The organism is Streptomyces sp. NPDC052079, from assembly GCF_040680275.1.
Taxonomy (GTDB): Bacteria; Actinomycetota; Actinomycetes; order Streptomycetales; family Streptomycetaceae; genus Streptomyces.
This window is the reverse complement of the sequence record NZ_JBFAWL010000001.1, coordinates 24,183-45,778: the sequence shown is the minus strand read 5'-3', so window position 1 is coordinate 45,778 and position 21,596 is coordinate 24,183. Positions and strand designations below refer to the sequence as shown.

26 protein-coding genes and 2 pseudogenes are annotated in these 21,596 nt (G+C 70.3%); 8 read left to right on the top strand and 20 right to left on the bottom strand.

The window, feature by feature from the left end; all coding sequences use genetic code 11:
- Positions 1–43: 43 nt before the first annotated feature.
- From AB0L56_RS00250 to AB0L56_RS00185, 14 genes are all read right to left on the bottom strand, one after another.
- Positions 44–778 carry an A24 family peptidase gene (locus tag AB0L56_RS00250; protein WP_365417283.1) on the bottom strand — a complete coding sequence of 245 codons (735 nt, stop codon included), beginning with the start codon at positions 776–778 and terminating at the stop codon, positions 44–46.
- A complete protein-coding gene (locus tag AB0L56_RS00245) occupies positions 775–3,705 on the bottom strand; it encodes a BTAD domain-containing putative transcriptional regulator (RefSeq protein ID WP_365417280.1) in 2,931 nt (976 codons plus the stop codon). Before AB0L56_RS00245 ends, AB0L56_RS00250 begins: the two co-directional genes overlap by 4 nt.
- A 127-nt stretch (positions 3,706–3,832) precedes the next feature.
- Positions 3,833–4,009: a peptidoglycan-binding domain-containing protein gene (locus tag AB0L56_RS00240; protein ID WP_365418777.1), complete on the bottom strand. Its 177-nt coding sequence runs from the start codon at positions 4,007–4,009 to the stop codon at positions 3,833–3,835.
- 259 nt (positions 4,010–4,268) lie between these two features.
- Positions 4,269–4,652: a hypothetical protein gene (locus AB0L56_RS00235; RefSeq protein ID WP_365417276.1), complete on the bottom strand. Its 384-nt coding sequence runs from the start codon at positions 4,650–4,652 to the stop codon at positions 4,269–4,271.
- 353 nt (positions 4,653–5,005) lie between these two features.
- Positions 5,006–5,239, bottom strand: coding sequence for a hypothetical protein (locus AB0L56_RS00230; RefSeq protein WP_361031080.1), 234 nt, complete (start codon positions 5,237–5,239; stop codon positions 5,006–5,008).
- 587 nt (positions 5,240–5,826) lie between these two features.
- Entirely contained in the window at positions 5,827–6,267 is a 441-nt protein-coding gene (locus tag AB0L56_RS00225) for a pilus assembly protein TadG-related protein (RefSeq protein WP_365417273.1), read from the bottom strand.
- Entirely contained in the window at positions 6,264–6,662 is a 399-nt protein-coding gene (locus tag AB0L56_RS00220) for a TadE/TadG family type IV pilus assembly protein (RefSeq protein WP_365417270.1), read from the bottom strand. Before AB0L56_RS00220 ends, AB0L56_RS00225 begins: the two co-directional genes overlap by 4 nt.
- Positions 6,663–7,043 carry a TadE family protein gene (locus tag AB0L56_RS00215; RefSeq protein WP_365418774.1) on the bottom strand — a complete coding sequence of 127 codons (381 nt, stop codon included), beginning with the start codon at positions 7,041–7,043 and terminating at the stop codon, positions 6,663–6,665.
- Positions 7,044–7,141: 98 nt separating this feature from the next.
- Positions 7,142–7,393, bottom strand: a complete 252-nt coding sequence (locus AB0L56_RS00210; RefSeq protein WP_106412990.1) for a hypothetical protein — start codon at positions 7,391–7,393, stop codon at positions 7,142–7,144.
- 64 nt (positions 7,394–7,457) lie between these two features.
- On the bottom strand, positions 7,458–8,369 hold the full coding sequence (locus tag AB0L56_RS00205) for a type II secretion system F family protein (protein ID WP_365418770.1): 912 nt from the start codon (positions 8,367–8,369) through the stop codon (positions 7,458–7,460).
- A 14-nt stretch (positions 8,370–8,383) separates the two neighbouring features.
- Positions 8,384–9,343, bottom strand: coding sequence for a type II secretion system F family protein (locus tag AB0L56_RS00200; protein WP_365418767.1), 960 nt, complete (start codon positions 9,341–9,343; stop codon positions 8,384–8,386).
- A gap of 40 nt (positions 9,344–9,383) precedes the next feature.
- Positions 9,384–10,691, bottom strand: coding sequence for an ATPase, T2SS/T4P/T4SS family (locus AB0L56_RS00195; protein ID WP_365417267.1), 1,308 nt, complete (start codon positions 10,689–10,691; stop codon positions 9,384–9,386).
- Positions 10,688–11,539: a hypothetical protein gene (locus tag AB0L56_RS00190; RefSeq protein WP_365417264.1), complete on the bottom strand. Its 852-nt coding sequence runs from the start codon at positions 11,537–11,539 to the stop codon at positions 10,688–10,690. The genes AB0L56_RS00195 and AB0L56_RS00190 overlap by 4 nt, the downstream gene beginning before the upstream one ends.
- A 17-nt stretch (positions 11,540–11,556) precedes the next feature.
- Positions 11,557–12,249: a hypothetical protein gene (locus AB0L56_RS00185; protein WP_365417261.1), complete on the bottom strand. Its 693-nt coding sequence runs from the start codon at positions 12,247–12,249 to the stop codon at positions 11,557–11,559.
- A 422-nt stretch (positions 12,250–12,671) separates the two neighbouring features.
- On the opposite strand from AB0L56_RS00185, the gene AB0L56_RS00180 reads away from it, so the two are divergent.
- The 3 genes from AB0L56_RS00180 (at position 12,672) to AB0L56_RS00170 (ending at position 14,286) form a co-directional block, all read left to right on the top strand.
- Positions 12,672–13,508, top strand: coding sequence for a hypothetical protein (locus AB0L56_RS00180; protein WP_365417258.1), 837 nt, complete (start codon positions 12,672–12,674; stop codon positions 13,506–13,508).
- Between the two features lie 92 nt (positions 13,509–13,600).
- Positions 13,601–13,981: a type II toxin-antitoxin system RelE/ParE family toxin gene (locus AB0L56_RS00175; protein ID WP_365417255.1), complete on the top strand. Its 381-nt coding sequence runs from the start codon at positions 13,601–13,603 to the stop codon at positions 13,979–13,981.
- Positions 13,978–14,286: a transcriptional regulator gene (locus tag AB0L56_RS00170; protein ID WP_365417252.1), complete on the top strand. Its 309-nt coding sequence runs from the start codon at positions 13,978–13,980 to the stop codon at positions 14,284–14,286. Before AB0L56_RS00175 ends, AB0L56_RS00170 begins: the two co-directional genes overlap by 4 nt.
- A 38-nt stretch (positions 14,287–14,324) precedes the next feature.
- On the opposite strand, the gene AB0L56_RS00165 is transcribed toward AB0L56_RS00170, so the two are convergent.
- Positions 14,325–14,840, bottom strand: a complete 516-nt coding sequence (locus AB0L56_RS00165; protein WP_365417250.1) for a hypothetical protein — start codon at positions 14,838–14,840, stop codon at positions 14,325–14,327.
- 161 nt (positions 14,841–15,001) lie between these two features.
- Here AB0L56_RS00165 and AB0L56_RS00160 point away from each other — a divergent pair, with 161 nt between their 5' ends.
- Complete coding sequence (locus AB0L56_RS00160; protein ID WP_365418882.1) at positions 15,002–15,178, top strand: hypothetical protein; 177 nt, start codon at positions 15,002–15,004, stop codon at positions 15,176–15,178.
- Between the two features lie 17 nt (positions 15,179–15,195).
- Here the strand turns inward: AB0L56_RS00160 and AB0L56_RS00155 are convergent, their stop codons facing one another.
- The gene (locus tag AB0L56_RS00155) at positions 15,196–16,101 is read right to left on the bottom strand and encodes an IS3 family transposase (RefSeq protein WP_365417247.1); all 906 of its coding nucleotides are present in this window, start codon (positions 16,099–16,101) and stop codon (positions 15,196–15,198) included.
- A gap of 2 nt (positions 16,102–16,103) precedes the next feature.
- The gene (locus AB0L56_RS00150) at positions 16,104–16,409 is read right to left on the bottom strand and encodes a transposase (RefSeq protein WP_365417243.1); all 306 of its coding nucleotides are present in this window, start codon (positions 16,407–16,409) and stop codon (positions 16,104–16,106) included.
- Between the two features lie 68 nt (positions 16,410–16,477).
- Between AB0L56_RS00150 and AB0L56_RS00145 the strand changes: the two are divergent.
- The 3 genes and pseudogenes from AB0L56_RS00145 to AB0L56_RS00135 form a co-directional block, all read left to right on the top strand.
- Positions 16,478–16,696, top strand: a pseudogene (locus tag AB0L56_RS00145) (hypothetical protein); the annotation flags it as partial.
- A 372-nt stretch (positions 16,697–17,068) separates the two neighbouring features.
- Positions 17,069–17,743 (top strand): hypothetical protein, encoded by a 675-nt coding sequence (locus AB0L56_RS00140; RefSeq protein WP_365417240.1) that lies wholly within the window; start codon positions 17,069–17,071, stop codon positions 17,741–17,743.
- Positions 17,731–18,774, top strand: coding sequence for a hypothetical protein (locus AB0L56_RS00135; RefSeq protein WP_365417237.1), 1,044 nt, complete (start codon positions 17,731–17,733; stop codon positions 18,772–18,774). Before AB0L56_RS00140 ends, AB0L56_RS00135 begins: the two co-directional genes overlap by 13 nt.
- Positions 18,775–18,866: 92 nt before the next feature.
- Here AB0L56_RS00135 and AB0L56_RS00130 read toward each other — a convergent pair whose 3' ends face one another.
- Positions 18,867–19,034, bottom strand: a complete 168-nt coding sequence (locus tag AB0L56_RS00130; protein WP_365417234.1) for a winged helix-turn-helix domain-containing protein — start codon at positions 19,032–19,034, stop codon at positions 18,867–18,869.
- Positions 19,035–19,258: 224 nt separating this feature from the next.
- Between AB0L56_RS00130 and AB0L56_RS00125 the strand changes: the two are divergent.
- A pseudogene (locus AB0L56_RS00125) lies at positions 19,259–19,918 on the top strand (IS3 family transposase); the annotation flags it as partial.
- A gap of 405 nt (positions 19,919–20,323) precedes the next feature.
- Here AB0L56_RS00125 and AB0L56_RS00120 read toward each other — a convergent pair.
- Positions 20,324–20,935 carry a hypothetical protein gene (locus tag AB0L56_RS00120; RefSeq protein WP_365417232.1) on the bottom strand — a complete coding sequence of 204 codons (612 nt, stop codon included), beginning with the start codon at positions 20,933–20,935 and terminating at the stop codon, positions 20,324–20,326.
- Positions 20,932–21,594 carry a hypothetical protein gene (locus tag AB0L56_RS00115; RefSeq protein ID WP_365417229.1) on the bottom strand — a complete coding sequence of 221 codons (663 nt, stop codon included), beginning with the start codon at positions 21,592–21,594 and terminating at the stop codon, positions 20,932–20,934. The genes AB0L56_RS00120 and AB0L56_RS00115 overlap by 4 nt, the downstream gene beginning before the upstream one ends.
- Positions 21,595–21,596 lie beyond the last annotated feature (2 nt).

The window sequence follows — 21,596 nt, the reverse complement described above, 5'->3', positions numbered from 1 at the left end:
ACAGACGGAATCAGCGTACGTCAGCCGCTTTCGCCGGTTGACGTCAGGCTGCGTACGCGCCGATCAGCAGCCCCGCGAGGGCGCCGCCGATCAGGAACGGGCCGAACGGGATCGCTGTCTTGCGTCCGGCCCGCCGCCCGACGACCAGCGCACCCCCGTACAGCGCGCCGAGGACGAACCCGGCCAGGGTGCCGAGCATCACGGTCGGCCAGCCGTACCAGCCGAGGACGGCGCCCGCGCCGAGCGCGAGCTTGACGTCGCCGAAGCCCATGCCGCCCGGGTTGACGAGGAAGAGCGCGAAGTAGCCGGCGCCGAGCGCGAGCGCGCCCAGCAGGGCCGTCGTCCACTCCCCCGCGTGCTCCGGGAGCAGAGCGGTCAGCCCCAGCAGGACCAGGGCGGCCGCCGCGAACGGCAGGGTGAGCGGGTCGGGCAGCCGCTGCACCCGGAAGTCGACGACCGCCAGCAGGACGCCGATCGGTGCGAGCAGCAGCCACACCGCCAGTTCGGGCCGGGTACCGGTGGCGGCGGCGAGGGCGGCGCAGACGAGGGCGGTGACGACGGCGGGAGCGGCGCCCGGCCCGTACGACGGTTCCGCGCACGGTCCGCACCGGGCGGGACCGAGCCAGCCGCTGACCGGGTGCCCGGCCGGGCACGCCGTCCGCCAGGCCTCCCCCGACGGGGCGGAGAACCGGTAGGCCGCGCGGGGCAGCACCGCGCCGGCCGCCGCGCCCCACAGCGCGGCGACCACGATCAGCCAGACGTCCAGGTGCTCGCTCATCCCGCCGCCGCGACCGCTTCGCGCCAGGCCGGCAGCAGTTCGTCGAGCAGCGCCTCGGTGCGCGCCGGCAGCCCGCGGGCTCCGCTGCGTCCGACCAGATCGGCGGCGAGGGCGGTGAGCCGCCCGGGGTCGTCGAGGGCGTGGGTGGCGCGCAGCAGCTCGTTCCACAGCCGCTCGTCGGACGGGGCGGTGCGCAGCGCGGCGTCGATCGCCTCGATGGCCTTCTCCGCGCGGTTCTTCTCCATGTGGAACGCGGAGAGCGCGAGTCCGGTGTCCGCGACGAGCAGCGGGAGCTGGGCGTCGACGATCTCATGGGTGAGCCATCGGTAACGGCCCTCGGGCCGGTCGGCGAGCAGTGGCCCGCGCACCAGCACCAGCGCGTCGGTGAGCAGCCGGCCGCGCACGGCCCTGCTGTCCACGCCCTTGCCCTGGGTGGCCTCGTGGTAGAGGGAGCGCAGCACGTCCAGGTCGGAGACGACGGACGGGGCGAGGGTGAGCCGCCCGGTGGCGTCGGTGCCGAGGCGGGGGGTGCCGTCGGGGTCGGTGCCGAGCCAGGCGCGCAGCCGCTCGAGGAGCGCCTCGCGCACGTCGTCGGTGACACCGCGCGGCCACAGCGCGGAGGACAGCACACGCGGGTGCACGCCCTCGCGGTGCAGGAGCAGCAGGGCGAGCGCCTCGTGGAGCAGAGCGCTGCGCTCGTCGTCCGGGGTGTCGAGCCCGATGATCTCGTACGACCCGACCAGGCGCGCGTACACGGCCGGCCGGCCCTGCTCGCTGATGTCGACGAGGAACGGCGGTGTGGGGCCCGGTCCGTCGGGGCCGCGCTCGGGGTCGGCCCCGACGAACAGTTCGACGACCGCGCGCTGCTGGGAGTCGGGGAGGAGCTGGGCGTCGAGTTCGAGGCCGAGCAGGGGGGCGAGCAGCCTGCCCTCGCCGGTGATCTCCATCTCCCAGGCGGCGCCCGGCAGTTCGCCGCTGTCGGTGCCGACGAGGTAGCCGATGCCGAGGCGGCTCGCGTCGGCGGCGAGTTCGGCGAGCGTGACGGCGTCCTCGGCGGACGGCTCGGTGGCGAGCAGGACGAGGTGCGGGGCCCAACGGGTGTGCCGGGCGGGCCCGGTGCGTCCGGTGAGGACGGAGTCGTGCCCGGCGGCGCCCAGAGCCCCCCTCCGCTGCCGCGTCTCGGCCTCCATGGTCTCGATCAGCGCCTCGATGCCGTCGAGGTGGCGCAGCCGGCCGGGCGCGAGCGGGGTGAGGTCCTCGCCGAAGCCGACGAGAGTGATGGTCATCCGGTCCGACCATCCGTTGGTCGCCAGCTCGGCGGCGACGGAGGCGAACACGGCGGCCCGGTCGGCTTCGCTGCCGCGCAGGGAGACCAGGCCGGGGACGGACTCCAGGTTGAGCAGCAGCCGGGAGTCGTCCAGGGTGCCGAGGCTGACGAGGCCCGGATACGGGGCGGCGGTGTCGACGTCGCCGTACCGCTCGGCGTCGTCCTTGGCGAGCACCCACAGCGTCTCGTCCTCACCGGTCACCCAGGGCGCCGGCGGCTTCCCGGACGGCTGGGCGAGCTGGAGGTGCAGGTCGCCGCCGGTGAGCCAGGCCGCGTGGACGGTGGGCAGCGGGCGGGACTCGGCGGCGAGGGAGGCGGCGAGCCCGCGCAGCGACCGGTCCAGCAGTCGTACGCCGTCGGGGTCGGCGCCGACGAGCAGCGCGTCCTGCACGTCCAGGGCGTCCCCGTCCGGCGTGGGCGGCTCCATTCCGCGCCGCCCGCCGATACCGGCGAGCGCCGACTGCCACAGCGCCTGGCGGCGACGGTGTCCGAGGGCGGCAAGGAGGCCGGCGGCGAGCAGGGGGGCGGTGAGGAGCGCTTCGGGGAGACCGAGGCCGGAGGAGTCCCGGGCGGGGGCGGCGTGTTGCTGCCGGTCGGGCCGCTGCTCGTGTGCGGGCTGCTGCTCGGGGGCGGGCCGCTGCTCGGGCACGGAGACCCGGGCGGCGTCCGCGCCTGTGCCCCGGGCGTGCTCCCCGGTGCGGGCGTAGTCGTGGAGCTGCTGCCGCACCTCGGAAGAGACCTCGGGTGCCTCGCCCGGCATCTCCACGAGTTCGCCGCCCCGCGCGTCGCCGGGCATCTCCATGATCCAGCCGGGCCGGATCAGGCTGGCCTCGGACAGCCGGGAACCGTCGGGCTGCACGCGGTCCTTGTTGAGCTGGAAGATCTCCTTGTACCGGCGCCCGTCGCCGAGGTGCCGCTCGGCGATCTCCCAGAGGGAGTCGTGGTGGCGGCCCTCCGGCGGCTGGATCCGGTAGAACTTGGTGTCGCCGTGCACCGTGGCCGGGCTGCCCGCCGTCTCGGCGTGCGAGGCCTGCTCGGCGAGGGCGGCCGCGGCGCCGGCTGCCGGTTCCTGCTGCTGGGCGAAGAAGCCGGGGGTCTGCTGTGCGGCGGCGACGGCGGGCCGCGGGCTGCCGTCGAAGCCCTGCCCGAGCCCGCTCAGCCCCGGGGTGAAACTCGCCGCGGTGGCGCCGACGAGCAGCAGCGCGGCGACGAGTTGACGGGCCAGCAGCTGGCTCGGCCCGGCCCCGGGCACCCGCCCCGGCACACCGACCCCCGACAGCGCGGCCTTCAACTCGACGAGCACGCACGCGGTGAACTGCGCCCAGGCGAGCCAGACGACGAAGGTGAGGATGCCGAGGAAGGCCGAGACGGAGATGTCCTGCTTCAGCCACTCCATCGGCTCGAACGTGTCCGGGAGGGGCAGGCCCGCGGTCATGGCCAGCGCGAGCGGCACGCCGACGACCAGCGCGAGCAGCGCCACCAAGGCGAGAAACGCCTTGACGACATCCCCGAACGACCGCTGCCGCACCCGCACCGGCTGCGGGGTCCGGTTCCTCGGAGCCGTCGAGCTGGACGGGCTGGGGCTGCGGCGTCGCGGCATGGCGGGTGTCCTGGGTCGAGTGGGCGGAGGAGGGGTCTGCTGAGACTACAGAGATCCTATGAACTCCAAGGGGCGGGCGCAGTCGAAGGACTGCGCCCGCCCCTGCCCCCCTTCCACTGGCACGTGGTCAGGCCGCGCGCAGCGCTGGCCAGGTCTGCGGGCCGACGATGCCGTCAACAAGGATGGGATGGCTGCCGCTGGCACTCCAGTTGGCCTGGAGCGTGCGGACCGCCGCCTGAGTGCGCGGGCCGTAGTCCCCGTCGACGGCGAGCTTCGGGCCGCCGTAATAGGCGTGGTTGTTGATCAGGCACTGGTCTCACGGACCATGTTGCCCGCGTCGCCCCGCTGGACCACCGTGTTCCAGGCCCAGCTGTACCCGGCGGTGAAGCCGGCGTGGCCGCCGCCGGTCCTCCAGCGGATGTCTCAGGACGCGGCGACGGCGGCTCCGGAGTCCTGGGCCGCCAAGGCGGGAGCCTGGGCGCCGGTCGTCAGGACGGCGGCCACGGCGGTGGCGGCGACGGCGATGGTGCGGATACGCATGTCTGTCCCCCTGTTGTGGGTTCTCAGAAGCCCCGGCCCTTGGTCCAGTTCGTCCACTTCCCGTTGGCGTTGCGCTTGCGGTGCCACCAGGAGTTGTCGGTGCCCTTGCAGGCGACCTTGATGGTCCACCCGCTACTGCGGGCAGCGAGCCCGTAGTTGGGCTTGCACGTCCCGCCGTAATCCTTCCAGCCGCTCGTGTCCGAGGCCGGCGACCACCGGGTCCAGACGGACTTGTCGCTGCCGATGACGAAGACCTGCGGATAGCCGTCGGGCTTGTTCCAGCCGACGACGTGCACGACCTTCGGGTAGCCGTAGAAGCTGCCGCCCCAGTTGGTGAAGTGGCACCAGCCGGTTGCTGGTCCGGTACACGCTCCCGGGGTTGCGGGCGGCCGCGGCCCCGACGTCACCGCCGCTGCCGCTCGCTGCCGGACCGGTGGCCGCCGACGCGCCTCCGGCGGGCATCAGGGCCAGGGTGCAGCCGAGGACCGCTGTGGTCGTCGCCATGACGGCGCTTGTGCGCATGCTCATGTGTGTTTCCCCCTTCCGGGCGCGGAGCCGGTGGCTCTCCGGCGCGCCTCATGACCCCAGACCGTAGGGCCCGCCCCGGGGCGCCGGCGTCCCACACCGGTTTGAACCCGCCCGTGAACCTCCGCGGTAGCGCCCCGGTTCCCTGCAATTCCCGTGGTACCGCCGGGGACAGCAGAGGGCCCCCGATCCCGGCGGGATCAGGGGCCCAAGAGGCGTGCGCGCGTAGGGCGCTTTAGTACAGGGTGCCGTTCAGGTTGCCGCCGAGCGAGACGCCCTGCGCGGAGACGGAGCCGCCGGCACCCGCGGTGATGCAGACGTCGCCGGCCTCGATGCACATACCGACGGCGCCCCCCTCCGCACTGACACCGAGGCCGAGGTTGGCGCCGGCACCGGCCTGGCCGCCGGAGACGTGGTCCAGTTCGGCGTCGGAGATCTCGGCCGTTGCCACCTGGGGGACGAGGTTCATGGCGCGCGTTTCCCTTCGTACAAGCGGGTTCCGTGGGGGGAGGAAGAGCCCTGATCAAAGCACGCGCGGGAAAGGGCGGCCAGTCGGCCGGCGGCGGGGCGGCACGGGCCGGGGCCTGCGCGTTCACGACCCTGACAGCACGGTCACCGGCCCACCCGGATTCTTCACGCGCACCGGCCCCCAGCGGGCCCCGCCGGAGCCATCGGTGCCGCTGGTGCCCCGCTGCGGACGACCGCCGCATGAAGCATGTGCAGATTCGCTGGATGTTCCGGGACCCCCGTCGGCCCGCCCGGCTCAGGGCCTGTCCACGCGGATCAAGTCGGGGGAAAGGGGCGGCGCCCTGCAACCCAGGTGAGCGGGGTCTGGTGCCTCCAGCCGCAAGGCGGAGGAGGGAGTCGACGCGATGGGGGTCCCCCCGCTCGAGCGAAGTCGGGAGTGGGGGGACCCCCATCGCTCGAGCGAAGTCGGGAGTGGGGGGACCCCCATCGCTCGAGCGAAGTCGGGAGTGGGGGAGTCGGCGACCGACGACAACGCCGCAGATGGGCGTGCCAGACCCCGCGTCCCCGGCATGATCCGTCGGACAGGCCCTATCCCACCTCGTTCTCCGCCACCGCCTGACCGTGCACGACCACATCGCCGCCGTAGAACAGGCCCGTGAAGACCGGCGCGTACGTCAGCTGCACCTCGACCTCCACGGCTTCCGCGGTCGCCGCCACACAGTGCGTCGCCGCGATGTCGGGGCCGGACATGCCCATTTCGCGGGCGAAGGCCTTCACCCGGGCGTCGCAGTTCTCGTGGTTGATCGGCGCCGGGCCGCCCACGTCGTCGTATAGAGCCTCCCGGTCGATGTCCTGGGCGGCGTACCGGGCTGCCTGTTCCGCGATGTCGGCGGCGCGCTCCCGCTTGGAGACGGACATCCCCCCGTCGATGACGAAGGCCGCCAGGGAGAGGAAGACCAGCGCGAAGACGATGACCGCCCCGGCGCCCGAGCCCCGGTCGTCCAGCCGGGCGCGCGTACCCGCTCTCATGCCGACCTCCGGTACGGGTCCAGCGGGGAGCTGAAGCTCGCCGTCAGGGTCGTCGGGATGTCCAGGCCCAGCATGGCCAGGCCCCGCACCTCACAGCTCACCTCGACGCTGAAGAGGGTGTCCGGCTCGAACCCCCGGCTGGTCTGTACGACGGTCACCGGGCCCGAGCAGACGTCCTCGAGGTTCGCCTCCGCCGCGGCCTTCGCCTCGGCCATCGCGGTGCCGTGGTCCTTCTGGATCGAGCCCGCGCGGGCCGCGTCACGGGCCGCGCCGTCCAACGCGCCGCGTCCGTCGACCAGTTGCCCGAGCGCCACCAGGACCAGGATGAACAGGATCATCACCGGCGCGAGGACGACCACCTCGACGGTGGACAGTCCGCGGTCCCGGAGGTCCATCTAGTTCTCCCCCTCCTGCACGAACCGCTCCACCGGCCCCATCGACCGGGCGTGCACCGTCAGGTCCAGGCCGGGGAACACCGTCGGGATGCGTGCCGTGATCTCCACACCCACGGTGTTCTGCTCCGGCTGGAGCATCCGCACATCGGGAGCCAGCACCAGCCGCGGGCCCAGCTGCCGGATGTAGCTGTCCACCACGTCCCGCGCCTCGCCACGCCAGACGCCCGGCTGGTCGTGCGCCGTCGCACGGGCCTTGCGCGCGCCCGCCTGCGCCGCCGCCTGGGCGACATGATCGGCGAAGAAGTACAGCGCGAACTGCACCGTCGCGAAGATCATGAAGAAGAGCACGGGCGTGAGCACGACGAACTCGATCGCGGTCATGCCTGACTCGCCGCGGGCGGAGGCGGCCTCCACCCGGCGGCGTACCCAACGGCGTACGGGCACCGACCTGTCCGTGAACGTCGAAAAGGTGTCTGCGGTCAGCAGGTCTTGCCCGCGTCCGCGCCCTTGATGCAGTCGCCGACCTTGTTGGCGCCCTCGCTCAGCGCGGCGTTGATGATGGCGGCCACGACACCGACGATCGCCACGACGACCGCCGAGATGATGACCCACTCCACCGCCGAGGCACCGCGGTCCAGTTCCCCGGAGCGGGCCCGCTCCACGCGCGCCCGCAGGAAGGTGACCAGGAAGTCCACGGCGGGGACGCCGGTGTGGAAGGTACGTCCGTTCATGACGCGTTGTCCTCTCGCATTCGGTCCATGGAAGTTCTGACGTACGGCTCAGGGGTCACGGTTCTCACACCTGGAACACCCTCATCGCCGCCGGGAAGATCAGGAACACGAGGAACCCGGCGCACAGCAGCAGTTGTGCCACGAGCATCGACTGGGACTTCTCACCCGCGCTGCCCTCGATCTCGGCGAGTTCCCGGTGCCGCATGGTCTCGGCGCGGGAGGCGAGGGACTCCCGCACCTTGGCACCGTCGTCCGCTACGAGCGCCAGGGAGGCGGAGAGGTCCTTCAGCTCCTCCACCCCCAGCTCCTCGCCCAGCTGCCCCAGCGCCTGCCACTGGCTGATGCCGGTGATACGGGCGTCGGCGAGGGCGTTGCGGATGCGCCGTGTCGCCCAGCCGTCGGACACCTCGGCCGCCGCCATCAGCGCCTCCGGCAGACCCCGGCCGCCGGCCAGGCTCATCGACACCAGGTCCAGATAGGCGCCGATCACCCGGCGCAGATCGCGCCGCTTCCCGGCGGCGTCGCGGCGCACCTCCAGATCGGGCAGAAAGAAGAACAGCGCCGCGCACAGCAGCGCCAGCCACACCGGGACGACCGGGCTCTCGCTGAACCCGAGCTGCCAGACGATGGCGAAGAGGAACGGTCCGAAGAACAGGCCGGTCACGGCCAGCAGCACCTTCGTCGCCAGGAACTTCTCCCAGCCGCGCCCCAGGACGGCGAGGTCCGCGCGCAGCGACCGCTGCTCCCAACCCTGCTGCAGATAGAACTCGGCGACCCGCTCGCCCACTTCGGCCCGCAGGGAACCGAAGCGGCCGGTGTCCCGCGCCGCCGTGCGCGCCGACTCCTGCGCCGTGCCGCGCGCCCGCATCGCGTCGATGCGGGCGACCTGGGAGAGCGCACTGCGCCGGGTGGGCATCAGCGCGCGGATCAGGACGTAGATCCCCAGTCCGAGGACCGCGCCGACGACCACCGGCATCGTCAGTTCGCCGCTCACCGGCGCACCCCCTCGTCCTGCGGGAACGGCACCTGCTGCGGCTCCGGTGCGGCGCCGGGCGTGCGCGGCCGCACGAACCGCACCGCCGGCTCGTCGCGCACGAGGAAGCGTTCGGGCGTCTCGATGGTGGACAGCTTCCGCAGCCACCAGAACCCGAGGCCGAACAGACCGCAGACGCAGGCGAGTACGAGCTGCCCGACCGCGGTGCCGTACGGCTCGACGAAGTCCCGGTTGAAGACGGACAGTCCGAGGACGAACGCGATCGACACGGCGACGACGATCTGCACCGACCGCCGGGTCGAGGCGCGCTGCGCCATCACGCGTTGCCGCATGTCGACCTCCTCGCGTGCCGACTTGGCGAGCGCGCCGAGGACCTGCCGCAGACCGGGGCCGCGCAGCCGTGCGTTGAGGATGAGCGCGGCCACGATGATGTCGGCGGACGCGTCGTCGATCTCGTCGGCGAGCTGCTGGAGCGCCTCGGGCAGCGGGGTGCGGGCGCGCAGCCGGTCGACGAGCGCGTCGAGGTGCGGGCGCAGCACGGGCGCGGCGGCACGCGCGGACGCCGGAATGGCCTGTTCCAGGCCCACCGCACCGGCGATGGTGTCGCGCAGCGACTCCGTCCAGGAGGCCAGCGCCTCCACGCGGCGCATCGCGGCCCGCTCCTCCGCGGCCCCGCCGAAGAGGCGGTCCCAGAAGAAGACGAGGACGGCGGCGGCGACGCCGGCCACCGCCCAGCGGGTGAGCAGCAGCACGACGAGTCCGGCGAGGGCGGCGAGGGAGCCGCGCCGCCCGGCGAACCGGAGCAGCTCGCCCGCGCGCTCGCCCGCCTTCTGCTTCTCGTGCTCGGGCTTGGCCGGCAGTCCGCGGACGGCGACGATCAGCAGCGCGAGTCCGCCGCCGACGGCGACACCGCAGGCGAGCGCGTAGAGCACGATGGTGGAGAACAGTCCGCCCATGGCGCCCGGCGAACCGAACGCGGCCTCGGTGGTCATCGGCTCACCCCCACGTTCCGCTGGGCCGGTAGCCGTGGGCCATCAGTTCCTCCAGGCAGGCTAGGGGGGCGTGCGCGACGACCCGCCCGTCGGCGGCCTCCGCGAACACCTCGCTGGACAGCACGCGTCCGTCGACGCCGTTGACCTCGCGCACCGAGGTGACCACGCGCTGGAGGCGGCCGCCGCTGTGGTGGTCGTTGCGCCGCTGGATGAAGACGACGAAGTTCACCGCGCCCGCGATCAGCATCTGGCTGGCCTCGATCGGCAGCCGCTCCGTGGCCTGCAGGGCGTAGGTGGAGATGCGGTTGAAGACCTCGCTGGAGCTGTTGGCGTGGATCGTGGACAGCGAGCCGTCGTTGCCCTGGGACATCGCGTTCAGCATGGTCACGATCTCGTCGCCGAGGACCTCGCCGACGATGACGCGGGAGGGGTTCATGCGCAGCGACCGGCGCACCAGCTCGGCCATGGAAATGGCGCCCTGCCCCTCGGAGTTGGGCAGCCGCTCCTCGAACGCCACGACGTTGGGGTGGAGGTCGGGAAAGGTGTCCAGCCCCAACTCGAGCGCCCGCTCGACGGTGATGAGGCGCTCCTGCGGCGGGATCTCGTTGGCGAGGGCGCGCAGGAGGGTGGTCTTACCGGCGTTCGTCGCGCCTGCGATCATGATGTTCTTGCGGGCGCGGACCGCGCAGGCGAGGAAGTGCCCGAGCTCCGGTGTCAGCGTCCCGTTGCCCACCAGGTCGGAGATGAACACCTTGCCCATGCGCGCCCGGCGGATGGACAGCGCGGGCCGCCGCGCCACGTCCATCACGGCCGACAGCCGTGAACCGTCCGGCAGCCGCAGGTCCAGCTGGGGGTTGGCGGAGTCGAAGGGACGGGACGACAGACCCGAGTACGCGCCCAGCACCTGGATCAGCTCGATGAGCTCCTCGTCGGTCTCGGCGACGGGTTCGCCGCGGGTCTCACGCCCGTCCGAGTAGCCGACGAACACCTGGTCGCAGCCGTTGATGTCGATGTTCTCGACCTCGGGGTCGTCGAGCAGCGGCTGAAGCCGGCCGACCCCGAACAGCGCCGCGTGCACGGCGGCCGCGTACTGCTCCTCGGTGGCGGCGTCCAGCGGCGTACGTCCCGCGTTGATCTCGGCGCGGGCGTACTCCTCCAGTATCTGGGCTATGACGGCACGGGCGTACTGCCGCTCGTCCTCGGTGGACATCGGCGATACGCCGTTGACCTGGTCGAGGCGGCGCTGCTCGGCGATCCGGTCGCCGGCATCCTGGCGGAACCGCTTGACCAGTTGGTGGTCGACCGCGGTCATCGCCCGGCCCCGTGAGCCTGGGGCGGCTGCTGGGGCTGCGCGTGAGCCGCCCATGCGGCCCCGTACTGCTGGTACACGTCGGCCGTGACCTTGCGCGCGGAGCGGATCAGCAGCGACTTGTCCAGCCGCCCGCGTCTGCGCCCGGCCAGCTGCTCGGCACCGGCCGGGTCATCGGCGAGGGTGCCCAGGACGCGGGCACCCGTCCGGGCGTGTACGAGCATGTCGTTGACCTGCGAGGCGAGCTTGGCGGCGTTGCCCGTGTCGGCGACGAGGACGACGCCGATCACCGGGTTGCCGAGGGTTCCGGCACCGCGCGGACCGCCGTGCAGCCGACCGGCGAGCGCGGCGGCCCGGTCCCGTACGCGCGCGAGCGCCTCCGGCTCGGTGCGCGAGAGGAGCAGCACGAGGGAGGCGTGCGGGAACAGCTCCACGGCGGGGGTGTCCCCGCTGATCCGCCCGCAGTCGGCGATGACGTCGGCGGGCGCGTGCGGGGAGTCGGCGAGCGCGGCGAAGGCGTGCCCGAGGGTGGGCCACAGACCGGCGAGCCCGGCGGCCTGCTCGGCGATCCCCAGCCCGACGAGCACGTCCAGTTCGCCGCTCAACGGCTGGGCGTGGTCCCAGAGTTGCTCGGGCACCAGCCCGCGCCGGGCGGTGGCGGCGATGGACAGCATCCCGGTGTTCGGGTTGAGCGGCCCGCCATGCGCCGCGGCGCTGCGGTAGACGAGGTCACCGCCCGCCGGGTCGGCCTCGGCGAGCAGCACACGCCGCGGCCAGACCGCCGCGAGGGCGACGGCCGCGGTGGTGACGCCGGGGGAACCCTTGTCGGCGGCGAGGGCGATGAGGGCCATGGCTGCTCGGATGCCTTCTAGTCGCCGGGGATCAGAACGACGGCGACCTCACCGGCGGACGCGGCCTGGGCCAGCGCCGCGGCCCGGGAGGCGTCCACGGTCAGCTCGACCGGCAGGTTGCTGCTGCTCACGACATCGTCATTGCCGCGCGTGACGTCGGCGACCACGGCGCGCTCGACGAGCAGGGCGCTGCCGGCACCCGCGGCACCGGATTCCTCGTCGCCGACCCGGTACACGGCGACATGGTCGCCGGACTTGATGTGGGAGGGGTACTGGCCCTCCTTGAGCGAGACACCCACGGTCGCCTCACCCTGCTGCAGACCGCTGCCCTCGGCGAACATCTCCCCGACGAGCACGGTGCCCTTGTACAGGGTCGACTTCGCCTGGAGCTTCTTCAGGCTGTCCCGCTGCTCCCAGGGCACGAAGTTGGCGCTGGAGTCCTCGTTCACCATCACGGACGTGATCTGGCCGTCCGTGATGGCCTCGCCCTCCGGCACGGTGTCCGTGAGCTTGATGACCTCGATCCGCTCACCCGCCCGCAGGACGAGCGTCGTGACGCCCAGCGCCCCGACGAGGATCAGCAGCACCGCGAGCGCGGCCAGCGCCGGTTTGCGCTCGCGAGGAGGCGTGGGAAGCCGGTCACCGACGACCGGCCCCACCGGAGCCGCGGAGCGCCCGCCGCCCGCCCCCGAACGCTCTTGGATCTTCACGCGACCGCTCCCCGTACACCCAAGACGATGTCTGCCAAGTTCCCCGAGACTCCGGACACTTCACCCACACATACCGACCCGACCCGGGCGGCTATCCAACGCTGAGATGAGTGTCAAGCCCCCGCACCGTATCAGTCACCCATGGGCCCCTCAAGGCACGACGTGCCCCACCACGCCCATCGCAGACACCGTTACACAGGAGCAACTTGACCCTTGAACAACCTCGTTGGGAACCGGTCCGCACCCTTGCCCTGGCCTGTGCGGGCGCGAACCGCGCTTGGGTACTCGCTTCGCACGCCTCACCCATCGGCCCTGCACGTTTCACCCACGAGGGTCCGCTGTCGACATCCCGTGATCTTCGCCCGGACCGGTAACGGGACGTACGGGACTGCATCAGGCAAACACCTTGAGGAGCACTCCACTTGAACCGCACCACGTCGGCCGCCGCTTCCGCCCTGTCCCTGCTCACCGCGCTGTCGCTCACCGCGTGCGGCGGTGCCGACACGGACCCGGACGGGACGACCGGTGAACCCCGCCCCTCCACCTCCCGGGCAAAGCAACTCACCCCGGCCGAGCGGCTGGCGAAGCTCATGCTCACGTCGGCCGACGTCACCGGCTACAAGGTGACGGAGCCCTCCGACGACTTCTTCTTCGCCAAGTCCAAGGACGAGGTCACCCTGGACAAGCCGGCCTGCGCCCCACTCGCCCACGCGATGAACCAACTCCCCCTGGAAGACCCGGAGGCGGACCTCACCCGGGTCGTCGACACGGACAAGTACGGGGATGCCAGCAGCTACATCACCCTGACCACCTATGCGGCGGGCGGCGCGCAGGAAGTGATGTCCGGCCTGGGCAAGGCGGTGGACGCCTGCGGTTCCGGCTTCACCGCGAAGGCGGACGGCACCAGCGCCTACGACTCGGTCGCCTCGAAGGAGCCGACGGACGGCGCCGGCGACGAAACGGTGGCCTTCAACGCGAAAATGACCTTCCAGGGAGCGAGCCACACCCTCCACACCCAGGCCACCCGCAGCGGCGACACGGTCGCCGTCCACTTCTCGGTCAACGGCTTCTCCCTCGCCCAGGGCCGGCCGAGCGACGCGAAGCTGCCGGCGGCGGTGGTGAAGGCACAGAAGGGAAACTGGGCTGACTCCCCGACAGGGCCTTGGACGGCCTGCAGTCACCTCAGCCCAACGGACTTACGCGGCTCGTGGCGGAACGCACGGAAGGCGGGGACGGTCGGCTGGGCCCTGATCGGGTGATTGTCGGGGCAATTCGGCCCTCGGGTCGGCGGCCACCCGATTACGTGGACGCCGTACGCGTCCACGAACTCACGCCCACGAACGGAACGGTCATGTCGGAACCACCGGCCCCGGGCCTCTACACCATCGAAGTGGAGCCGGAGGTGCGCGCCTGGCTGGAAACCCTCTCGCATTCGGACTACCGAGCCGTCGAACGCTTCGCGGACCGGCTCGCCACCGACGGCCCCGCTTTGCCGTTCCCGCTCGCCAGCCACCTCGGCGACGGCCTACGAGAACTACGCATCGGACCGGTGCGCGTCACCTACTGGCTCGCTCGGGGACGCCGCGCGGTCCTCCTCACGGTCTTCCGCAAAACCAGGATGCGGGAGCGGGACGAAGTCGTGCGTGCGCAGCGAGCAAGGAAGGAATGCGAGGCGGAACACGCACCGGCCGGTGAGCACGACGTTTACAGTAGGGACGAGGAGGCCCGATGAGCAGCGGATACCACACCAGCTGGAAGGTCCCGCCGGAACACCGCGAGGACCCTGCATACCGTGCCGCGGGCCGCCGCATGGACTTCGCCCAAGCGGTCTACGACCGGCGCTCGGCCCTCGGCTGGACAACAGCGGAGCTGGCCCGACGTGCGGCGCTCCCCGAAGAGGACATCGAAGCCATCGAGGAAAGCGGCGTCGACCCCACACTCGAGCTGATCGAGCGCCTGGCCACAGCGCTCGAGGCCGGAGCTTGCATCGATCCGCGCACCAGCCCCGAATTCCGCTTCGAGGACCACGCGGCCTGACCACGGAGAAGCCGCGGAAGCCGCCCGTGCCTCCTGCCTCACCTCCCGACCGGCCCCCAGTCCCGCCGTGGTCGCGGCGGCTCCACGGGCTGGGCCGGCGCGACCGGGTCGCGGCGCGATCGCCCGGAGAACCACTCCCCCACCTGCAGGGCCATCACCATGAGGGAAGGAGCACTGATCACCAGGGCAAACCCCAGCGAGAACCACCCACTGCCGTCCCCGCGCCCCAGCGCCCCCACTCCGGAGACGGTGAGAGTGACACCGATGAGCACCGGGGGAAACAGCCAGGGCCAGGTGTCCGGCCCGGCCACCGCTTCCTCACGCCGCCCCTGGCAGAAGGCCGACCACCAGAACCGGGCGCTCCACCACACGAGCAGATACGCGGAGACGGCCCCGGCGCCGAACCCCAGCCGGGGCAGCCACCCGAAGCGGCCCACGGCCGCCGTGGCGGTGAGTCCGGCGGCCATGAAGACCCAGAAGAGGAAGAGCATGACGCCGGCGGCCAGCCGGTGCCCACGACTGCCCTGAAGAGCACGGTGCGAGATGAAGACCACGGACCGCAGCGTAGGCGAAGCAACTCTCCGCCGTACGCCCTGTCGACACAACCGCTAGCCGCATTTCGGCCTGTTCGTTGGACAGTTCGCGTTGGTGAAACCGAAAACCCCACCGATATCGTCACTGCACTGGAAACGTCTCGTCTCACGGGGAGCCCACTGTGAAGCGCCGAACTTTGCCCGTTGCCGCCGCGTTCGCCGCCGCCGCGACCTTGATGCTGACGGCCTGCGGAAGCGGGGACGACAAATCCGGCGACAGCGACAAGATCGCCGGCGCCGGCCAGGGGACGGAGAAGCCGAGCAAGTCGGCGGAGCCCTCGGGTGAAGTTCCCCCGTGATCGTGGACAGCAGATGGTTAGGCTGCGGGGGTGAGGTCTTGTGCTGTCAGGGCCCTGGTTTCGACCGGGGTGACGTATCCGTAGACGGGATGCTTCCGCAGGCGGGTGCGGTTGTACTCGACCTCGATGAAGCGGAAGACGTCGGCGCGAGCCGCCTCGTGGGATGCCCAGATCGTGGTCCCGATCTCCGCTTTCAACAGCCCGAAAAAGCTCTCAGCTGCGGCGTTATCGTAACATGAGCCCGTTCTTCCCATGCTCTGCCGAAGACCCAACTCCCGTATGAGAGTGCGGTATTCGCGTGAGGTGTATTCCGAACCGCGATCCGAGTGCGCAATGCAGCCCTCCTTCAGCCCGCCTCGGCCGGCGGCCAACCTCAGCGCGTCGACAACGAGCCCGGCCCGATGATGGTTGGCCATCGCATAGCCGACGACCTCGCGGGTGGCCAGGTCGATCACCGTGGCGAGATACCACCAGCCGGCCAGCGTAGGCAGGTAGGTCATGTCGGAGACCAGTTTCGTGCCGGGCTCGGTGGCGGTGAAGTCCCGTCCGACGAGATCCGGTGACGGGGCCGCTTTCCGGTCCGGCCGGGTCAGGCCGCGGCGCCGGCGGCGGGCGATCCCGCGGATGTCGTGCTCACGCATCATCCGCTCGACCCGCTTGCGGTTGACCCGGTGCCCGTTCCTCCGCAGCGCGGCTGTGATCCTCGGGGCTCCGTAGGCCCGCCGCGACACGTCATGGATGTGCCGGATCTCGGCGACCAGCTCGTCCTCCTGGCGGGCCCGTTCCTCGGCCGCCGGACGGGCGGCGAGGTAGGCGTAATAGCCCGAGCGAGATACGCCCAGCACTCTGCACATCAGGGCGACACTGTGACCACCGGGGTTCGTCTCGGTAGCCTTCTCCGCGTCGATGAACGCGTAGCGCACGGCTACTTCGTCGACTCCCTCGCGAAGAAGGCCGCAGCTTTTTTCAGGACCTCGATCGTCTGCTGCTGTTCCCGGTTCTCCCGCCGCAGACGACGCAGTTCTTCCTTCTCGTCGCTGGTCAGAGCACCCGCGACCCCCTGGCCCCGATCCGCCCTGTCCTGGTTCACCCAGTTCCGCAGGCCCTCCGGGCTCACCCCGATCTCCCGGGCAACCTCCGTCACCGTCTTCCCCGACGAATGGACCAGCGCGACCGCGTCCCGCTTGAACTCGGCCGTGTACCGCTTGCTCGTATTGCTCTTCTTGCTCACTACCTGGAACTGCTTCCTCCAGGACCGACCGTCCCAGTATCAGGCTGTCCAGCCCCACGGGAGAACTTCAGTCCGCCGCGAACGGCAAGTCGGTAGAGGTGGCGTTCTGCGCGGACGCCGGAAAGTTCTACGGCAAGGAGATCAAGACCGGCAAGGTCCTCACGACCGAGCCCAGCATCGAGGACTTCGACCGTTACAAGATCATTATGGTCAAGCACCCCGCTGGCACGGGCCTATGGCAGGCGTCCAAGGTGTTCGTCGAGACGAAAGCGACGAAATGCCAGTGACCAGGGCTCGGCGTACGCCCCTCAGTACCCGCTGGCAGCGCGACCCTTTTGGAGACCCGGTCGGTTGGTCCACGAGGTCCAGGCCAACGGGCCCTCCAAACCGCTCCCCTGTTCGTCGGCGTACCCTCTGTGCGCGTGCCTGCCCCGTAACGAGCGGAAGCACGCACAGGAACAGCGACGGCTCCGGAGGCAGCGCATCGAGCGTCCGGGCCCGTCGCTCGCTTGGGCACAATCAGGACACAGCTCATCGCAACAATGACACCGAACAACCGAAATGCCTTGGTTCTCGAGATAGTTCGCTCTGGCGAAACCAGCAACCTCATGGCTAGCGTCTGTGCTCTTGACCAACCTTTGTCTCACGGGGAGTTCACTGTGAAGCACCGCACTTTGTGCGTTGCCGCCGCGTTCGCCACAACAGCAGCCCTGTTGCTGACGGCCTGCGGCAGCGGAGACGACGGCTCCAACGACGGCGGCAAGATCGCCGGAGCCGACACCGGCAACGCCAGTCCTTCGGTGTCGCCCAGTACGTCCGAGAACGCCCCGCACATCAAGCGTCCGAAGATGACCTTCCCTTCGGACTTCACGATGGAGTTCGACCGCGCCGTGCCGTCCGATGCCAAGCAGGCAGCGGCACTCGCCGACGCGGAGAACTTCGTGCGCGCCGTCAACTACGGCATCGTCCAGCAGGACGCGGAGGACGCAGCGTACAAGTTCTACTCCGCGCCCGGCAGCAGCGCCCAGTCGTATGCGAAGAAGCAGATTCAGCAGTACGTCGACGGCGGCTGGACCATCACCGGAGTCCAGCGCTACACGCGGGCCAAGGTCGAGATGGCGGGCGACGGCAGCCGCGCCTCGGTCTCCTTCTGCGACAACGACTCGAAGTTCTACGGCAAAGAAGTCAAGACCAAGGAGGTCCTCAAGACAGAGCCGAGCGACAAAGACTACTACTTCTTCGAAATCGTCATGACGGCGTCCCACGAGGCAAAAGGCCTGTGGACCGCTGACACCATCGAGGTCCAGAAGGAGGCCACGCAGTGCAAGGAGTAACCCACCGCGGCCTGTACACCATCGGCCTCGCAGCCACTCTGCTCCTGGCACCAGCACACAGTGCGTTCGCCGGCGGCCCCGTCGACAAGGGTACAGAAACCGACGCCGGTCTCGAGGGCGACGACCTCTACGCCAGGGCCACGGCGATCTCGTACGACACTTCGAAGAACGGCTCCGGCCCCGCCGCCGGATCCGTGACGGTCGCGGGAGGTTCCTGGACGCCCCCGGCGTGCTGGCTGGCACCCAAGTGGACTGCGAAGCAGTTCGCCAAGGAGACCGAGGCCGGCTACAAGCAGATCTCCGGCGACCCCAACCAGGCACCTCATGCGAGGAAGGCCACGCACGAGTTCCGCCAGATGTACAAGGACGGCAAATACAAGAACTACAACCTCGACAAGCAGGACGAGGGGATGTGGTGGGGACCTGTCGAGAATCCGAACGCCCCCATCCTCGAGCGCACCGCCTGCAACGCGACGCTTCCCTTCTGGGCCGAGAACGGCGAGACGCCGGACATCGAGAACGCCATCACCCCCGAGATCCTCGCCGGCCTGGCATATGAGCAGATCAAAGTTCCCGGAACCGAGGTGACACTCGCCCCCGAGGGCACGGCCAAGGTGAATCTCCCTACGTGGGCCTGGCTGGACAAGGGCGAGTTCGCGCCCGTGTCCGTCACCGCGTCACTCGACGCACCCGGCCTCAACATCCAGGCCACGACCACAGCCAGACCGATCGCACTGGAACTGCTGCCCGGCACCGAGGATGCCGAGACCCATCCCACGTCCGGCGAGTGCACCGTCAACGAGGACGGCTCCATAGGCGAGCCCTACGCGAAGGGCGCGGCCGACCGGACACCTCCCTGCGGCATCACCTACTTCCGCTCCTCCGGAGACGGAACCTTTAAGCTCCAGGCGGCCGTGACCTGGGAGATCACATGGACCGGCACGGGCGGCGCCGGCGGCGACCTGCCCGACGGGACTTTCGGCAACGACCAGGCAGTGACAGTGCAAGAGATCCAAGCCATCAACCGTTGACGATCCGCTGATCGCACCGGCCTCGTGCCATCCTGCGGCTACCGCGGTTCACGCCCACCGCGAGGAATGGGCAATGGCCTGGCGCGGGTTTCTCATGGGCCCCAGTCGCGTTCGATCGCCCGCCGCGGGGGCACCTGCGCGGACCAGCGGTGCCGCCGCAACAGCTTCCACACCCTCTGGATCATGTACCCGACGTGAAACATCCGCCCGATCAACAACTTGACCTGCTTCAGCGTCGACCCCTGGAACTCGTCGTCCAAGCCGTGCGCGAGCGGACCCCGCTTCAACTCCCGCTCCAGCCGCTCCCATTGCCTGGGGCTCAGCCGCTCCGCCGAGGCCGGCCCCTTCGAGCGCAGGGCGTCCGCACCGCGCTCCTACCACTCCCTCCGCCAACGTCGCACCGGTCATCAAAATCCCACAGTCAGCGTCTCCGCAATACTGTCCGCAGCATCCTCCATCTCCTCTGCCAAGCCCGGCACAGTCCGCCCGCTGCACCGTCGAGCGGCTGATGGCCGAGCTGGGTATCGAGGGCGTCATCCGTGGTCAGCGGCGCCGCACCACCGTGCCGGAGCCGTCGGCACCCAGGCCGCCGGACCTGGTCGACCGCGACTTCACCGCGAGCCGGCCCGACCAGCTCTGGGTGGCCGATATGGCCTATGTCCGCACCTGGTCCGGCTGGGCGTACGTGGCGTTCGTCCTGGACGTCTTCTCCCGGGTGATCGTCGGCTGGCAGGTCGCGAACCATATGCGGACCGAACTCCCGCTGGACGCGCTGGAGATGGCCCTGTGGAGACGGAGGATCAAGAAGGACTCCGGGCTGATCCACCACAGCGGCCGCGGCTCGCAATACGTATCCATCCGCTACACCGACCGGCTCACCGAGATCGGTGCCTCCGCGTCCGTCGGCTCGGTCGCGGACTCGTATGACAATGCGATGGCCGAGGCGCTGAACGGCACCTTCAAGGCCGAGCTGATCGAGATGCAGGGTCCCTGGAAGGACGTCGACCAGGTCGAACGGGCGATCTTCCAGTGGGTCACCTGGTACAACGAGGAACGGCTCCACTCCGCCCTCGACTACGTACCGCCCGCCGAGTACGAACGCGACTGGTGGCGACAACAGGAAGCCACCCCGCAGCCCGCCTGAAACAAGATCACCGGACTCTACGAAACTCGGGACAGCTCACATGACCGCAAGGCGACGGTGCTGTCTGTTGCGCCACCGAGCCCGGACCCGTACCACCGCATCGGCTGCCGGGAACAGGAACATAGCCCCGGCAGCAACCGGCATGGCCCATGCGGAGGTCGGCAGCAAAACGCGCCGAATGCCGTCAGCACCAACGGCATACCGTCGCTCTCGGCATCGGGCGTCGCGTACGAGCAAGTTCGGCCCGTCGGCATACAGCCGAGCCCGGCGTAGCACGTGAGTGCTGTGCAACGGCATGCCTCCCGGGCGTGCCACCAGCTCGTCCGGCCGCCGCAGCACACCACCTCGCCCTGGCTGCTCGGACGCCACTCTGACTCACCCATGACTCGGCTCACCCATCGCGGGTCATCCCCAGTGCAGCGTCCCCGCCACGGTGTCAAACAGCGCCACCATCTGGTTCGCAAGCTGATCGACGGGGGTTGAGAAGTTCAACAGCAGCCATCGGGTGGTGGCGGGGATCGGCACGTAGTACGTGAGGGTCGTGGTCGGTAGCGTGTTGCCCAACTGCCTTGCTGGGTCGGGTGCTTCGCGGCGGCGGTGGCGTACCGCGCTACCCGCCGCGTCCAGTTCCACCACGCTGATCTCTTCGTCCTCGCCGCGGCCCCGGTCGGCCAAGTGCTCTGCCAGCGCAGCGGCGTCCGAGGTCTCGGGCCATTCACCGGGACCCGGGACACTGATGAGGAGTGAGGACGCCAGGGGCACCGGGCCGACGGCCATCGTGGAGAGGTAGAGCTCGGTGCCGCCGACCTGGTAGGCGTCCTTGGCCTTCCGTTGGAGGTCCTGCATGAACTGATGCTTGAGGTGCGGGACATTGTCCTGGCCGCGGAATGTCAGCTCGGCGAGGGCGACGATGCCCCGGTCACGGTCCTGCGGGTCGAGTGCGAGCTGGAACCAGCCGTCCGGGACGACGACGTTGTAGTCCGTGGGCGGCGAGGAGAACTGGTCGGCCGTCCTCATGCCGTACCTCCGTCGGCGGAAGTCGGGGAACCCCCGGTCGAAAGCGGAGTGATCCGCATGGTCCGCACCGCTTCATCAGCGAGGTCGGTGATCTGCTCGGTGAGGGCGATCTTTTCCCAGGTCACCGTGACGACGATGAGACTCTCCATGCCGGGCGGGAAGAAGGCGTACTTGATGAACTCGGTCAGCTTGCGGCCGAACCCCAACATACGCTTGACCTGCAGCATGGCCTGGATGCGTACGGCGGGCCCGGCAGCCAACTCGAGGTGAGTGATCTGAGGGGTCCCTGTGACCTCCCCGTTTCCCCATTGCAGAAGCAGAGGGATGACCTCTTCCGCGCCGGGGCGGGGCACGCCCTCGTCGCCATACGAGTCGACCATGAGGTTGGCGAGGGCCTCCCCCGCCTCGGAGTAGTACACCGCCGCGAGGGTGGGCACGTCGTCGTTGAGGTCGACGGCCCGCTCGACCATGTCGTCGAAGACCGCGCTCTTCTCGATCTCGAGGCCGAGCGGATTGAGCCTGTTCACGACTTCCGTGGCCAGCGCCTTGGCCTCGGCCTTAGTCCCCTCGCGCAGCGTGAGGTCGATCCAGCCCGGCTGGAACTCAAAGGTGCACTCGAAGGTCTCATCCAGCGGAGCGGGATCGTCCGGTGCGGTCATGC

Bases quoted from the DNA above. Each gene is read 5' to 3' on its own strand.
- AB0L56_RS00210 (WP_106412990.1), bottom strand. From the start codon at position 7,393: ATGAACGGACGTACCTTCCACACCGGCGTCCCCGCCGTGGACTTCCTG.
- AB0L56_RS00245 (WP_365417280.1), bottom strand. From the start codon at position 3,705: ATGCCGCGACGCCGCAGCCCCAGCCCGTCCAGCTCGACGGCTCCGAGG.
- AB0L56_RS00250 (WP_365417283.1), bottom strand. From the start codon at position 778: ATGAGCGAGCACCTGGACGTCTGGCTGATCGTGGTCGCCGCGCTGTGG.
- AB0L56_RS00205 (WP_365418770.1), bottom strand. From the start codon at position 8,369: ATGCCGGTGGTCGTCGGCGCGGTCCTCGGACTGGGGATCTACGTCCTG.
- AB0L56_RS00220 (WP_365417270.1), bottom strand. From the start codon at position 6,662: ATGGACCTCCGGGACCGCGGACTGTCCACCGTCGAGGTGGTCGTCCTC.
- AB0L56_RS00200 (WP_365418767.1), bottom strand. From the start codon at position 9,343: ATGGGCGGACTGTTCTCCACCATCGTGCTCTACGCGCTCGCCTGCGGT.
- AB0L56_RS00120 (WP_365417232.1), bottom strand. From the start codon at position 20,935: ATGAGGACGGCCGACCAGTTCTCCTCGCCGCCCACGGACTACAACGTC.
- AB0L56_RS00230 (WP_361031080.1), bottom strand. From the start codon at position 5,239: ATGAACCTCGTCCCCCAGGTGGCAACGGCCGAGATCTCCGACGCCGAA.
- AB0L56_RS00215 (WP_365418774.1), bottom strand. From the start codon at position 7,043: ATGACCGCGATCGAGTTCGTCGTGCTCACGCCCGTGCTCTTCTTCATG.
- AB0L56_RS00225 (WP_365417273.1), bottom strand. From the start codon at position 6,267: ATGAGAGCGGGTACGCGCGCCCGGCTGGACGACCGGGGCTCGGGCGCC.
- AB0L56_RS00190 (WP_365417264.1), bottom strand. From the start codon at position 11,539: ATGGCCCTCATCGCCCTCGCCGCCGACAAGGGTTCCCCCGGCGTCACC.
- AB0L56_RS00170 (WP_365417252.1), top strand. From the start codon at position 13,978: ATGAGCAGCGGATACCACACCAGCTGGAAGGTCCCGCCGGAACACCGC.
- AB0L56_RS00175 (WP_365417255.1), top strand. From the start codon at position 13,601: ATGTCGGAACCACCGGCCCCGGGCCTCTACACCATCGAAGTGGAGCCG.
- AB0L56_RS00195 (WP_365417267.1), bottom strand. From the start codon at position 10,691: ATGACCGCGGTCGACCACCAACTGGTCAAGCGGTTCCGCCAGGATGCC.
- AB0L56_RS00115 (WP_365417229.1), bottom strand. From the start codon at position 21,594: ATGACCGCACCGGACGATCCCGCTCCGCTGGATGAGACCTTCGAGTGC.